A 14,232-nucleotide genomic window follows, 5' to 3' on the forward strand; every position below is an offset into this window, starting at 1 on the left:
GCGCACCCCATCATGCATCCTACCAAACGCTGGCGCTTGAAGCCCGCCGCCGATGAACATGCGGTTCAGGCCTTGATGCACGACCGCTGCCCGCCGGTCGTTGCCCAATTGCTTGCGCAGCGCGGCATCACCTCGCCGCAGGAGGCCTCGCTCTTCTTCCGGCCCGGCACCGATCAGTTGCACGACCCCTTTCTGTTGAAGGACATGCAAGTGGCCGTGGAGCGGATCGAAAAAGCCTTGGGCGACGGCGAGCGCATCATGATCTATGGCGATTACGATGTGGACGGCACCACCGCCGTGGCCCTCGTGTACAGCTTCCTCAGCCACCTCAGCAGCGAGGTGCAGTTCTACATCCCTGATCGCTACAGCGAAGGCTACGGCATCTCGTTCAAAGGCATCGACCGGGCGGAAGAGGACGGCGTGTCGTTGATCATCGCGCTGGACTGCGGCATCAAGAGCATCGACAAGGTGCAGTATGCGACCGAGCGAGGCATCGACTTCATCATCTGCGACCACCATTTACCGGGCGATGAACTGCCGGCGGCCGTTGCCGTGCTTGATCCGAAGCGGCCGGACTGTCCGTACCCGTGCAAAGAGCTCAGCGGTTGCGGCATCGGCTTCAAGCTGATGCAGGCGCTTGCCAAACACAACGACCTGCCCTGGTCGGACCTGGAACCGTTGCTCGATCTGGTGGCCGTTAGCACGGCGTGCGACATCGTGCCCATCGTCGGCGAGAACCGCGTGCTGGCACACTTGGGACTGAAGCGCATCAACGCATCACCGCGCCCGGGCTTCAAGGCCATGCTACGGCTGGCCAACGTGAAGCGTGCGCTCACCATCACCGATCTGGTCTTCCTCATCGGCCCCCGCATCAACGCGGCTGGTCGTGTGGAGCATGGTGCCATGGCGGTCGAACTGCTGTTGGCCCACGACGAGCAACAGGCCGAACAAAGCGGTCTGCGCATCGACAAGAACAACGCGCACCGGCAAGGGCTCGACAAGGAGATCACACGGCAGGTGATGGAGCGCATCGAAGCCCAGGCCGGCGGTGAGGAGCGTTGGAGCACCGTGCTCTACGACCCCACGTGGCACAAGGGCGTCATCGGCATCGTGGCCAGCCGCGTCATCGACCAGTACTACCGGCCCACCGTCATCCTCACCGAGAGCAACGGCAAGGCAGCTGGCAGCGCGCGCAGCGTGAAGGACTTCGACCTGTACGAAGCCATCGGCGCCTGCAGCGATCTCCTGGAGCAGTTTGGCGGTCACATGTACGCAGCGGGGCTCACCATGCCCATCGCCAACATCGAGGCCTTCGCGGAACGCTTCGAGCAGGAAGTGCGCGCGCGCATGAAGCCAGAGCAGCGCTTGCCCATCGAAGAGGTGGACATGGAGATCGGCCTGCACCAAGTGGACTTGAAGCTGTTGAACACGCTCAACCACATGGCGCCCTTCGGGCCGGGCAACATGAAGCCCGTGTTCCTGGCGCGCGGCGTCAAGGACAGCGGCGGCCTGCGCATCGTGGGCGAAAGCCACCTGAAGATGACGCTCATGCATCCGCTCGACCCGTCGCGGCGCTTCGATGCCATCGCGTTCCGCCAGTCACACCACATCGACCTGGTGCGCAGCGGCGGACCGTTCAGCGTGCTCTTCACCATCGAGGAGAACGAATGGCAGGGGCGTGTGACCCTGCAGTTGAACGTGAAGGACATCAAGCCGGGCGTGGAGGGGTTGTTGGTCGGAGAGGAACATTCTGCTTCTGTTACCGCCCGATGAACCGAGCATCCTGTAGTTCGTCCTCAAGGCATCATTCATCTCACACGGAGGCACAGAGGCCCGGAGGGTAATGCACGACGACGATGAAATAAGCGGCATGGTCGTGGACGAAGCCTTCAAGCTCCACAAGGACATCGGCCCTGGATTGCTCGAGTCGGTTTACACCACCCTTCTTGCGCATCGTTTACGGAAACGCGGGTTGGCCGTGGAAACCGAGAAAGTGGTGGCACTGGTTTACGACGGCATCCGGTTCGACCAGGGGTTCCGTCTGGACCTGCTTGTGGAAGGGCGGGTGGTAGTAGAGCTAAAGTCCGTTGAGCAAGTGCCGCCTGTCGCCTACAAACAGACATTGACCTATCTGCGCATACTGGATCTGAGAGTAGGGCTGCTGATCAACTTCGGTGCCGAGCTCTTCAAGCACGGTGTTCGGCGGATCGTGAATTGAACGAGCCTTGGCCTCCGTGCCTCTGCGCCTCCGTGTGAGCCTCTCGCCTGCTTGTCGCAACCCGATGCTTCCAGCAATGTGACCAGTTACAGCGCTCAAGTCTCGCTTTCATAGATCAAGCCTTCCTGATTCTTCCCGGTCACAACGGCCGACCCCTACTTTCGGGCGATCACGGACGCATGCCCATGAACCTTCGACCCCTCTTGCTCGGCGCTGCCACTGCATGGCTGCCGTATGCCACATCCGCACAATCGCCCACATGGGCCGATGATGTGGCGTGCATCGTGTACACCCATTGCACACCCTGCCACCACGATGGCGGCGCAGGCCACTTCAGCCTGATGACCTACACCAACGCCTACAACGCGCGCTTCGATGTGGAAGGCTTCACGGCCCAGCGCTGGATGCCACCATGGCCGCCCGATGAGAACTACCGCGGACTCGCGCACGAACGCACCCTGACGCAGGACGAGATCGACATCATAGGAGCATGGGTGCAAGGCGGTGCCCCTGAGGGCAACCCCAACGATGCGCCAACGCCGCCCGTGTACCTCAACGAAGTGGTGATCGACAACCCCGACGTGAGCGTGATCATGGACGACTACGTGATCCCTGCCAGCACCACGGACCTCTACCGCTGTTTTGTGATGCCCGGCAATACCAGCGTTGACCAGTTCATCACCGGCATGGAAGTGATCCCCGGCAACACCGAAGTGGTGCACCACGTGCTCGTGTTCCAGGACACCACTGGACAAGCGCAACAACTTGACAACGCCGATCCTCAACCCGGCTACACCAATTTCGGTGGTATCGGCGTGGATGATGCCAAGCTCATCGGCATCTGGGTACCGGGCTCGCAACCCTATTTCACGCCCCCCGGCTTCGGCATCCAATTGAACGCAGGCGCCGACATCGTCATCCAAGTGCACTACCCCGCTGGGAGTGATTTTGAGCTGGACAGTACCCGCGTGAACATGCAGTTGAGCAGCGCCAACCTCCGCAGCCTCGCCATCGACCCACTGCTGGAGCACGGCTTCACCATGACGGACGGGCCGTTGATCATACCGCCGAACCAGGTGAAGACCTTCCACAACCAGTTCACCGTGCCCATCCCGGGCATCATTACGGCCATCGGTCCGCACGCGCACAAGGTGTGCACCAGCATGAAGTGCTTCGCCACGCTGCCGAACAACGACACCATCCCGCTCATCGACATCCCGCAATGGGACTTCGCGTGGCAGGGGCTCTACGAGTTCCGCAAACCCATCTACCTGCCCATCAACAGCGTGCTGCACGGCGAAGCCACCTACGACAACACGACGAACAACGTCAACAATCCGAACGACCCGCCGGCATGGGTCTTCCTGGGCGAAGCCACCAACGACGAGATGATGCTGTTCTACTTCGCATGGTCCTTCGGCCTGCCGAACGATACGAACATCGTCATCGATGGGACCACGCACGCCGAACACCACGATGGTTGCACCACCTCGTTCAACATCGGAATGAACGAAGCGTTGATGAACGCGGACGTTGACGTTTGGCCGACGCTTGCCACCGACCATGTGAACGTGCAAGCGATCGACGGACGGGAAGTGCGCATCTTGGATGCATCCGGGCGAACGGCAAAAGCGATGCGTTACGCTGGCGGCCTCACCGCCGTTGGGGTCGATGGCCTCTCCCGCGGCGCATACGCATGCGAAGTGCGCGATGCGCTCGGACAGGTCATGTCACGAACCCCGATCATCCTGGAATGATCGCACCGCCGGGCGACGAGCACTTCATGCGGCACGCGCTGCGCGAGGCTGAACAGGCATTTGCCGCGGACGAGGTGCCCATCGGTGCCGTGATCGTGAGCAAGGACCGCATCATCGCACGTGGCCACAACCTGGTGGAGCGCCTGAACGATGCCACAGCGCACGCCGAGATGCAGAGCATCACCGCAGCGGCCGAGTTCATCGGCGGCAAGTACCTGCACGACTGCACCCTTTATGTGACCGTGGAGCCTTGCGTGATGTGCGCGGGTGCGCTCAACTGGTGCCACATCGGCCGCATCGTTTTCGGCGCGTTCGACGAGAAAGGCGGTTACCGCCGCATCGGTAGCACATTGCTGCACCCCAAAACGCAGGTGACCGGTGGCGTGCTCGAAGCCGAATGCGCCGACCTGATGAAGGCGTTCTTCAAAAAGAAGCGCGCGCTCTAAGAGCCTGTTTGTGATCTCTTGAACGAAGGGCTGCGAGGCTATTTTTCGTTCAGGCGCATCCGGAAGATCATCGCGTAGCGGTGCCTACGGGATCATTTTCCGGCGAAGCATGGGCGGAAAAGAGACCGGAGAGCGGGTTTGAAGAGATCCCAAACAGGCTCTATCGCACGGCCACTGTGCCGGGCGGGCAGTTCTTCGCTGCGCGCGTGCTGCGGCGGCTCATCCTTCTCCAGTGCTTGCGGCCTTCGGGATCGAAGGCACGCGCAACGCTGAGGGTCCGGCCTTCTTTGGTGTGGCGTTTCACCTTCACCCGTTCCGCGGCCCGTTGCTCCCGTGCCTCGGCCTTCGGGTTGGGGGCAGGCGTGGCCGATGGCGTTGGATCGGCCGTGGTCTGTGCGGCGGCTGCGGTGCCCAGGAGCAAGGTGGCGGCCAAGATGATGATGCGGTTCATGTTGCAGGTTGTTGGTCCTCCATGGTGAACGCACGTACGCCGCGGATCCTTGCAACACGACCACCCCTTCTACCGGCCTACATTTGCGCTCACATTCCAGAACTAACATGTACCCCGCAGAACTCACCGCCCCGATGGCCGCCGACCTGGCCAGCGTGGGTTTCGAAGAATTGAAGACCCCCGACCAAGTGGACAAGGCCCTGGCCGCACCCGGCACCGTGCTGTGCGTGGTGAACAGCGTGTGCGGTTGTGCCGCTGGCGCAGCCCGTCCCGGCGTGAAGGCATCGCTCAAGGCCGCAAAGCACCCTGGCAAGCTCGTTACCGTGTTCGCCGGCGTTGACACCGACGCCGTGAACCGCGCCCGCCAGCATTTCCTGCCCTACCCGCCCAGCAGCCCCGCCATTGCGCTCTTCAAGGACGGTAAACTGGTGCACTTCGTGGAGCGCCACCATATCGAAGGCCGAACCGCCCAGATGATCGCCGACCACTTGGCCATGGCCTACGAAGAGTACTGCTGAGCACCATGGCCGCGCCTATCTTGAACGGTCCCGTTCCACGAACGGCACCCACTGTGGACCAAGTGGGGGTCGAGGAGCGCGTGGCACGCATCAAGGCGCGCAGCCTCAAGAAGGAGACGAAGGTGCAGGGCATGAAGCTCGCACTGAGCATGATCGACCTCACCACGCTGGAAGGGGCCGACACGCCGAGCAAGGTGCAGCAGATGTGCTACAAAGCCATGCACCCGCACGACAGCCTTTCCGGGTTACCGACGGTTGCTGCGGTGTGCGTGTATCCTTCGCTGGTGAAGGTGGCCAAGAAGGCCTTGGGCGAAAGCGGTGTGAAGGTGGCAAGTGTCTCAACCGCATTCCCCAGCGGCCAAGCGCCGCGCAACGTGAAGATCGCCGACACCAAGTTCGCCGTGAACGAAGGCGCCGATGAGATCGACATGGTGATCAGCCGCGGGAAGTTCCACAACGGCGACCACAATTTCGTGTTCGACGAGATCGCGGCCATCAAGGAAGCATGTGGCGCGGCGCGACTGAAAGTGATCCTCGAAACCGGCGAGCTTGGCACGTACGACAAAGTCCGTCTGGCCAGCGATATCGCTATTGCTGCGGGTGCGGACTTCATCAAGACGAGCACCGGCAAGATCAACCCGGCCGCCACCATGGAAGTGACCCTGGTGATGCTGCACGCCATCCGCGACCACTACCTGAAGACCGGTCGCATGATCGCCATGAAGCCGGCCGGTGGCATACGCAAGAGCAAGGAAGCGCTGCACTACCTCATGATGGTAAAAGAGGAACTCGGAACCGAATGGCTCGATCCGTTCTGGTTCCGTTTCGGTGCGAGCAGCCTGGCCAACGACATCCTGATGCAATTGCAGAAGGAAGTGGACGGCCACTACCAGAGCGCGGACTACTTCAGCGTTGACTGAAGGACGAGCCTCCGCAAAGGACTCCACTTATCCTACCACGGCCCGGGCCTTACGGCTCCTGTCCTTCTTGCTCTTCACCATGAAGTAAACGATGAAGAAGATGAGCAGACCGAGCATCAAGCTGTTCTCCGGCCAATGCTCAGTGGGATGCACCCAGATCTCCTTGAACAGGTCCCAGCGTCCCATCACCTCGATGAAGTTCCAGAAGATCACCACTGTGGGTATGGCGTAACGCACTGCGTGGTCGAACGCGCGGATGCGCACCAGCTTGCTGATGAGATGCACGCTCCAGAACAGCGAGCCGAAGGCAACGACCCACGTAATGGGGTGGCGGTCGCCCGCAATGACGTCATCGTAGCACAGCAATAGCACAAGATAGAAGGTCCAGATGATCATGATCATCTCCAGGAAGGCGATGACAGAGAGCGGTCGCTGGGCTGGTGCGTTGACCGGCACTGCGCGGTGCACACCCATGCGCTTCTGGAACCATGCGAAAAAGGTGCAGCGGGTGTGGCTGAAGAAAAACATGAGCAGCATGCTGCCCAATAGGCCGATGGAACTGACCATCACCAGGTACTCGGGTTTGGTCACCACTTCACCATCCACGGTCAGCGGTGCAACGCTCAGCTTGTTGGCCACCCACACAAAGCTGAACTCCACCCAGCCCGTCCATACGAGGACGCCACCGAGCGCACCGAGCAAGGTGGCATACAGGGCGCGGCCGGGGCGCGCTACGCCCCACCACAACAAGCCGCAGCCAATGGCTCCCACCACTGCTGCACTGGCGTACACAGCGGCCCCGAACCCGTGCTCCATCAGCACCATGAGCGCGTGGCCCAACGGCATCAGCAGCAGCACAATGACGAAGGCCAGCACGCCGGTGCCGTAGCGTTTCAGTAAAGTCTGCTCGGTTGATGCGTTCACGACTGCGAAGCACGCCACCCGACCCAGCCGTCACAATACTGCGATCGTGGTACCGGGCTCGATGGTGACCGAACGCCTTTGCGAGCCTCAACCCTTCACCTCGATCCCAAGCTCCTTCATCTGCACGTCATCGATCCGGCTCGGCGCATCGATCATCACATCGCGGCCGGAGTTGTTCTTCGGGAACGCGATGAACTCACGGATGTCCGTGCGGCCGCCGAAGAGCGATACCCAGCGGTCGAAGCCGAACGCACAACCACCGTGCGGAGGAGCGCCGTACTCAAAGGCATCCATGAGGAAACCGAATTTGTAGCGGGCATCCTCGTCGCTGAAGCCGAGGACACGGAACATGCGCTCCTGCAGTTCGCGTTCGTGGATACGGATGCTCCCGCCGCCGATCTCGGTGCCGTTGATCACCAGGTCGTAGGCGTTGGCGTTCACAGCGCCGGGGTCACTTTCGAGCAGGTGGGCGTGCTCCGGTTTGGGTGCCGTGAACGGGTGGTGCTTGGCGTGCCAGCGTCCGCTCTCTTCATCGTGTTCCAGCAGCGGAAAGTCAACGACCCAAAGTGGTTTGAACGACCATGGGTCGCGCAAGCCGAGCTGATCGCCCAGATGCAAGCGCAGCTCGTTCAGTTGCTTGCGGGTCTTCTCGGCAGGCCCTGCCATGATGCACAACAGATCACCTTGCTTCATGTTGAAGCGGGCAGCCCATGCTTGCAGCTGCTCAGGTGAGAAGAATTTGTCCACCGTGCTCTTCAGGCCTTCTTCCGTCCACTTCAGGAAGATGATGCCCGTGGCGCCTATCTGCGGGCGCTTCACGAAGTCGATCAGTGCATCGGTCTGCTTGCGGCTCCAATTCGCGCATCCCTCGGCGTTCACACCGACCACGAGTTCAGCATCGTCGAAAACCTTAAAGCCGGATCCTTGGGCCAGGTTGGCCCCCTCTCCTTGGGAGAGGGGGTTGGGGGTGAGGTAGTTGAACCTCATCCCGAAGCGCAGGTCCGGTTTGTCGCAACCGTACAAGCGCATCGCCTCCGCATAGGTCATGCGCGGGAACGGCTCGCTGAACTCCTTGCCGAGCACTGCTTTGAACAAATGCTTGGCCATGCCTTCGACAAGTCCGAGCACGTTCTCCTGCTCCACGAAGGCCATCTCCATGTCGATCTGCGTGAACTCCGGCTGGCGGTCCTGGCGCAGGTCCTCGTCCCGGAAACACTTCACCAACTGGAAATACCGGTCGAAGCCGGCCACCATCAGCAGTTGCTTGAAGGTCTGCGGGCTTTGCGGCAGCGCGTAGAACTCACCTTGGTTCATGCGGCTGGGCACCACGAAGTCGCGCGCACCTTCAGGAGTGCTTTTGATGAGCACCGGCGTTTCCACCTCCAGGAACTGCTGCTGGCTGAGGTAATTACGCGCTTCGATGGCCATGCGGTGGCGCAGCTCGATCCCCTTACGAACGCTATTGCGCCGCAGGTCCAGGTAGCGGTACTTCATCCGAAGCTCGTCGCCGCCGTCGGTCTCGTCCTCAATGGTGAAGGGCGGCGTCTTGGCGCTGTTCAGCACTTTCAGTTCCGTGGCGATGATCTCCACTTCGCCGGTGGGCATGTTGGCGTTCTTGCTCTCGCGCTCCCGCACGGCGCCTATGACCTGTACCACGAATTCGCGGCCCAGCGAGCGGGCCGTTTCGCGCAGCGTGGCATTGCTCTCGGCATTGAAGGTGAGCTGCGTGATACCGTAGCGATCGCGCAGGTCAACGAAGGTCATGCCGCCCAGGTCGCGGGTGCGCTGCACCCAGCCTGCAAGGGTCACGGTCTTTCCAGCGTCGGTGAGGCGGAGTTCGCCACAAGTGTGGGTGCGGAACATGAGGTTGATTGGAGTTTGTTCACCACCACCGGTGGCGATGCTGTATCATACTATCCTTCGCTCTGATTTTCAGAGGGATGCGATTGAGGGGGGTTTGATAGCGTGAAGCAAAGTTTGATGGAAGCATGCAACCACTATCAAACTCCCAATACCCAGAGGGACGAAGGTCCACGTGCACCACTGTTCAGGATGGTGCCATCGCGGGACATGCGCTGGATGAGATTATGGACTTTGTTCCGCTTTTGGGCTGGGGTCATGACCGTAGGGAGCATCGGCAGTATGAGGTTGTCGATATCCGATCGACGGACCCCATGCGGCATCTCCTCAAGCAGCCGAATGACGAACTCCTCATATTGCGCGTCCTGAAGACCCTTCGCGCGCACGTATTTCACCTCTTCACCGGTAGCCCGGGCAACGGCGCCGGAAATGTGCAGGTTGGGATACCGGCCTTCAACCAAACCCTCGGACTTGAGTTGCTTGTGCTCTTCTCGACTGATTCGTCGATGCCGTTGAACACGGTCCAAGAGAATGATACGATCCAAGGGAAGATCGGTCACACGCATGAGCAAACGCGTGTACCGTTCATCGATCACCTTTCCGGGTATGGTCACGAATACGCGGTTCTCGCGAGAAAAGTCAAAATCCGGCATCGGGAGGAATCGCCGAGCCTGCTCACGGAACATGCGTTTTATCCCGCCGCCCTGCGTCTCGATCATGTTCAGACTGAACATGGCATCGGCCAACCATCGGTTCCGATAGATGTCCCAAGGAGCATCTTGCTGGATAACATCCTCTATCGACGTCGGGAGAAAGTGACCAGCGTTGGTGAATAGGAGAGAATCGGGGTTCTCCACCATTTGGATACGAGCCCGCAACGAATAATCCTGATGAGCAATGCAATTGTGCAGTGCCTCGCGGATCACCCATGGGTCATAAGGTTGTATCTCGCTAGGGAACAAACTGCCGGGTGCAAGTTCCCGGATTGGGATGTTCCGGATGGAGCGGAACAGTTCATCACTCGCCAAGATGAACGGTGGATGAAACGGTCGACCACCGATCTCCGCACCTTGGCCATCCTTAACGACCCACATGATGTTCGCAACAGCGGGTGTCAAGAGCCCCGAAGAAGTGCTCTTGCCAAGCAGAAGGAGTGCCGCGTTGGTTATTCCTCCTTGCTTGGTTACCTTGGCTTTGTTCAGAAAGGTGAGGTCCGGCCACTCATCCACTTGATCTGCGGTGGCCGGGAATTTCTTTTTGTATTCCTCGCGAGCTTTCTGAATAGCGACCGGGTCCAGGTCCATGAGTGTGGCATCGGAACAGATTTCACCGGACCAGTCGCGCTCGCTGTTCACGATAGACCGCAGCAGATCGGGCCGCGAGTCCAACTGGGTTGTACTCGTTCCGACCTTCTCCCAAGCCGTGCCTTGGAATTTGACTGGATCGCCCGCTGCCCGATGGATCCGATACATCACAACTCGTCCTGAAGCATGCTGTACAACGAATGAGTCGAAGCCAGGATTCGGTCTTAACTGTGTGGAGAGGTAGATGGGCAACAGTTGATTACCCTTTGCCAGGACATGATCCGGGTCGAACGAAGCGCCAACAACCTCTCGGTCACTATCACGGATGCCAAAGACCACATACCCGTACGGTTGCGAACGGACGCAGGCAGAATTGGCCACGGCCGAGAGGTTCCTACCTAACAACTCCGCATCCAATCCCTGCTTGAATTCCAACCAGTCGCGCTCTGACCGCTCAAGAAGCAACCGGTCGAGCAGGGCATTCAGTTGCGCTTGGTCCATCAGTGCGGGTCGATGGTCAAGCTCCGAACGTCATGCCGCCCAGGTCGCGGGTGCGCTGCACCCAGCCTGCAAGGGTCACGGTCTTTCCGGCGTCGGTGAGGCGGAGTTCGCCACAGGTGTGGGTGCGGAACATGCAATATTTGAAGGGCCGCGAAGTTAGAAGCGCGTATCAGCCCGTTCCCATGAGCAAGAGCCCGGCGATCCCTGTAGCCGTTCTGTTGACGGTCATCGTGCAAGGCGTTACGGCCCAATCCTGGTTCTCGGCATTCAGCTATTTCGGCCGCCAACCCGATGCTCGCTCTGAAGCCATGGGCCGCGGCAACGTGGCATTGCAGGGCGATGCGCGCAGCATGGCCTACAACCCGGCTGCGTTGATGGATCTGCGTGGGCTCGACCTGTACATGCACAGCGCCACGAAATGGTACATCTATGAAAACGCCGGTTTCAGCCATGGGGCGTTGGCCTACCGATCTGGTGAGCGTTGGGCGGTCGGGGTCGCCGTGGATGGTGCATCGCTGAGCAGCGAGAACTTCACGACCGGAGACCAGATCGAGCCCCGTCGTGGCTTCATCTATCAGACGTTCGATGGGTTCATTGCTCCGGAGCATAGGATGATGCTTTCGTTGGCGTGTACCCCCGTCGACCATTTGAACGTTGGAGTTGCACTCGGCAATGTTCCATTGAACTCGGAAGACCAGGATGTGCTCTATGGCTCCTTGGGGCTCTCGCATGGCGGCGAGTTGCCGATGAAGGGTGCGTTCCGCCACGCATTCCGGGCTGCGGCATCCACGCAGAATATCACGTTCTCGGAGGAGAGCACCACAGGGTATCGACTCGACCTCCACGGTCAGGTGGACTCCGTATTCCGGATCACGGATCACCTACCCGCCATTTTCCGCGGTGGTGTTGCATACACGGTGAAGTGGGAAGGTCTGCGGCTTCGCGATACGCTTTCCGCAGCGGCCTTCACCATGCATGTGCAATACGACGATGACCTGACCCAGCGGTCCCGGTCAGCTATGCGGGTTGGTGGGGAGTTGCTTCTGTGCGACATGCTCGCGCTCAGGGCGGGTTGGTACAGTGAAAAGGTTGATAACGGCGGCAACTCGTACAATGCAACTGAATTGGAGCAGTTCACCTATGGGTTTGGTTTGGTACTGCCCTGTGGCCCGCTGACGAGAGGCTCGGTCCCGATCACCATCGCCTTTGACTTCACCAACTTGCCCCAAGTGAGCTATTCGGCCGATGGACTGGGGTTCAATGGGGTACCCTGGGAGAACTTCCAGAGTATCGGTTTGCGGATCAACTATGGCTTGCGTCCGCTGCTGAAAAGCAGGGCTCGCACCTGATCAAACTGTCCGTCGCGCTCCGGGCAGCGCCACCACCGCCGTGTGCATCTTCACCACAAAGCACACCCCATGCGCGCACCTGTACTCCTTATCACTGCACTGTCCTTCAGGCTCGCTGCATCGGCCTGCTCCTGCTTCGGCAACAACAGTTACTGCGAGACGCTAGCCCCGGGCTGGTTCGGGAACCCCGACGCCACCGCCATGGTGGTGAAGCTCACCGACTACCACTACGGCATCACCGTGAAGGTGGTGCAGACGTTCGGCGGCACTTCATTGCCAGAGGACACTCTCACCGTGTGGGGCGACAACGGCGCGCTCTGCCGCATCTACCTCAACGGCATCGCCGTGGGTGACACGATGATCTTCGGACTGAACGAAACGGACTTCTCCGGCAATACCATCTGGAACAGCCAGTACCCGCCTGACCTGGAGGAGCCGGGTGATTACATGGTGAGCGTTTGTGGTGTGTACGCGCTCAACGTCATCAACGGGCAGGTGAGCGGCTGGATCGACGCACCGGCGGTGCAGACCATGAGCCTGCAGGATTTCGATGCAATGGTGACCAGTTGCACCCTGGGTGTGGGAGTTGAAGAGCCTGGCTCGCAGGAGAACGAGCTTGTTGTGAACTACACGACGGATGGACCGGTGTTGCGGGCGGCCATACCGTTGGGCAACGCGCAGTTGACCATCGTTGATGCTGCTGGCCGCATGCTGCTGTCGCGGGGTTGGAACGGTGAGCCCTTGCCGTTGGCGCTGGGAGCGGCTGGTGTTTTTGCCGTGAGGGTGCGCGATGGGGAGCGGGAGATGCGGGTGCGAGTGCAGGACAGATAGCTGGTACTTTCGGCTCATGGTCCGAAGCCTTCGGTTCTGGGCGATCGTGCTACTTGTCGGGCTCGCGTCACTGACCGTTTGCGTGCGCGTGTTTCATGCACTTGCTGTGGACAGTGCGTTCGACATTCCCATCCACGACGAGTACCGTGTTGAGGTATTCATCATGGGGTGGTTGGTCCTGCTGCTCCCACTGCTGCTGGCGGGACTGTACCTGATGATTCCCAGCTTGGTTTCAGGTCGGACGGGTCGATGGCTCAGCGCTGCCAATGTTCTGCTCACAGCGCTGGGCATCCTGGCAGCCGTTGCCCCGCTTTGGTCGAACTGGCTGATGTTCAAAGAGCTTTCCACCCAAGGTTACTACGGCTCCCGCATGCTCATCGAGGATCTGAGTTCGCAGTTCATCGCGAACCTCTATTCGATGTCACCTTGGTTGATCGCTCTCGGGCAAGTGTGCTTCGTGGTGAACGCAGTTCGCGTGGCCAGGGACCGCCGAGCCCCGTGACTTTCCCGGTCTCTGCTCTCTGAGCCTCTGCCTGAAACCAACCCCTATCGCAGCGCCTTTCCCCGTCATACCGGCCCTTCCGCCGCGCCGACTATATTCGCCGCCGCAAAGCGGTGAATGAGGAAGAGGGGACCGCCCCTCTTTTTTGTTCCCTGACCTTTGAAGCCATTGACCACCACCGACATGATCACCACCCAAGAGCTCTCCGAAGCCCTTGAGCGCCAGCTGGAAGGCACGCCGCATTTTGTGGTGCGCGCCGAGGTGCGCACTAGCGGAAAGGCCATTGTGGAGGTGGACAACGACAAGGCCGTTACCCTGGCCACGCTCACCGATATCAACAACGGCCTGCGCGCCGCCTTCGGTGAGCGGCTCGACGACGTGGAGCTGGAGGTGGGCAGTCCGGGCATGGGCAACCCCTTCCGCGTGCTTCGCCAGTACCACAAGCATGTGGGCCGGGTAGTGGAAGTGGACCTGAACAATGGCTCCACTGTTACCGGCAAGCTGCAAACGGTAAGTGATGCGAGCATCAGCCTGTTGGTGCAACAACCCAGCAAGGTGAAAGGCCGCTTGCCCAAAGAAGACAAGGACCCCACGGCGATCCCCTTCGCCGACATCAAGTCAACGAAAGCAACCTACAAGTTCAACTGATAG

General features: G+C 60.2%; 14 protein-coding genes. 10 read left to right on the top strand and 4 right to left on the bottom strand.

Annotation, left to right across the window (positions count from 1 at the left end; all coding sequences use genetic code 11):
- The first annotated feature begins 12 nt into the window (after positions 1 to 12).
- The 4 genes from recJ to IPJ76_05200 all read left to right on the top strand — a co-directional run bounded on the left by recJ (position 13) and on the right by IPJ76_05200 (position 4,421).
- Positions 13 to 1,773 (top strand): single-stranded-DNA-specific exonuclease RecJ, encoded by a 1,761-nt coding sequence (recJ, locus tag IPJ76_05185; protein QQR87622.1) that lies wholly within the window; start codon positions 13 to 15, stop codon positions 1,771 to 1,773.
- A 70-nt stretch (positions 1,774 to 1,843) separates the two neighbouring features.
- Positions 1,844 to 2,218, top strand: coding sequence for a GxxExxY protein (locus IPJ76_05190; protein ID QQR87623.1), 375 nt, complete (start codon positions 1,844 to 1,846; stop codon positions 2,216 to 2,218).
- Positions 2,219 to 2,403: 185 nt separating this feature from the next.
- Positions 2,404 to 3,975: a hypothetical protein gene (locus IPJ76_05195; GenBank protein QQR87624.1), complete on the top strand. Its 1,572-nt coding sequence runs from the start codon at positions 2,404 to 2,406 to the stop codon at positions 3,973 to 3,975.
- Entirely contained in the window at positions 3,972 to 4,421 is a 450-nt protein-coding gene (locus tag IPJ76_05200; protein QQR87625.1) for a nucleoside deaminase, read from the top strand. The genes IPJ76_05195 and IPJ76_05200 overlap by 4 nt, the downstream gene beginning before the upstream one ends.
- Positions 4,422 to 4,581: 160 nt before the next feature.
- Here IPJ76_05200 and IPJ76_05205 read toward each other — a convergent pair whose 3' ends face one another.
- Positions 4,582 to 4,872 (bottom strand): hypothetical protein, encoded by a 291-nt coding sequence (locus tag IPJ76_05205; protein ID QQR87626.1) that lies wholly within the window; start codon positions 4,870 to 4,872, stop codon positions 4,582 to 4,584.
- 107 nt (positions 4,873 to 4,979) lie between these two features.
- On the opposite strand from IPJ76_05205, the gene IPJ76_05210 reads away from it, so the two are divergent.
- The gene (locus IPJ76_05210; protein ID QQR87627.1) at positions 4,980 to 5,390 is read left to right on the top strand and encodes a BrxA/BrxB family bacilliredoxin; all 411 of its coding nucleotides are present in this window, start codon (positions 4,980 to 4,982) and stop codon (positions 5,388 to 5,390) included.
- Between the two features lie 5 nt (positions 5,391 to 5,395).
- Positions 5,396 to 6,310 carry a deoxyribose-phosphate aldolase gene (gene deoC, locus IPJ76_05215; protein QQR87628.1) on the top strand — a complete coding sequence of 305 codons (915 nt, stop codon included), beginning with the start codon at positions 5,396 to 5,398 and terminating at the stop codon, positions 6,308 to 6,310.
- 27 nt (positions 6,311 to 6,337) lie between these two features.
- Here the strand turns inward: deoC and IPJ76_05220 are convergent, their stop codons facing one another.
- The 3 genes from IPJ76_05220 to IPJ76_05230 all read right to left on the bottom strand — a co-directional run bounded on the left by IPJ76_05220 (position 6,338) and on the right by IPJ76_05230 (position 10,899).
- Positions 6,338 to 7,234, bottom strand: a complete 897-nt coding sequence (locus IPJ76_05220; GenBank protein QQR87629.1) for a hypothetical protein — start codon at positions 7,232 to 7,234, stop codon at positions 6,338 to 6,340.
- Positions 7,235 to 7,321: 87 nt separating this feature from the next.
- Complete coding sequence (aspS, locus tag IPJ76_05225; GenBank protein QQR87630.1) at positions 7,322 to 9,097, bottom strand: aspartate--tRNA ligase; 1,776 nt, start codon at positions 9,095 to 9,097, stop codon at positions 7,322 to 7,324.
- A gap of 137 nt (positions 9,098 to 9,234) precedes the next feature.
- Positions 9,235 to 10,899, bottom strand: a complete 1,665-nt coding sequence (locus IPJ76_05230) for a putative DNA binding domain-containing protein (GenBank protein QQR87631.1) — start codon at positions 10,897 to 10,899, stop codon at positions 9,235 to 9,237.
- A 182-nt stretch (positions 10,900 to 11,081) separates the two neighbouring features.
- On the opposite strand from IPJ76_05230, the gene IPJ76_05235 reads away from it, so the two are divergent.
- The 4 genes from IPJ76_05235 (at position 11,082) to IPJ76_05250 (ending at position 14,229) form a co-directional block, all read left to right on the top strand.
- A complete protein-coding gene (locus IPJ76_05235) occupies positions 11,082 to 12,248 on the top strand; it encodes a hypothetical protein (protein ID QQR87632.1) in 1,167 nt (388 codons plus the stop codon).
- Positions 12,249 to 12,317: 69 nt separating this feature from the next.
- A complete protein-coding gene (locus IPJ76_05240; GenBank protein QQR87633.1) occupies positions 12,318 to 13,079 on the top strand; it encodes a hypothetical protein in 762 nt (253 codons plus the stop codon).
- Between the two features lie 16 nt (positions 13,080 to 13,095).
- On the top strand, positions 13,096 to 13,581 hold the full coding sequence (locus IPJ76_05245) for a hypothetical protein (GenBank protein QQR87634.1): 486 nt from the start codon (positions 13,096 to 13,098) through the stop codon (positions 13,579 to 13,581).
- Between the two features lie 168 nt (positions 13,582 to 13,749).
- The gene (locus IPJ76_05250) at positions 13,750 to 14,229 is read left to right on the top strand and encodes a hypothetical protein (protein ID QQR87635.1); all 480 of its coding nucleotides are present in this window, start codon (positions 13,750 to 13,752) and stop codon (positions 14,227 to 14,229) included.
- The last annotated feature ends 3 nt before the right edge of the window (positions 14,230 to 14,232 follow it).

This window comes from Flavobacteriales bacterium (genome assembly GCA_016699575.1).
Taxonomy (GTDB): domain Bacteria; phylum Bacteroidota; class Bacteroidia; order Flavobacteriales_F; family PHOS-HE28; genus PHOS-HE28.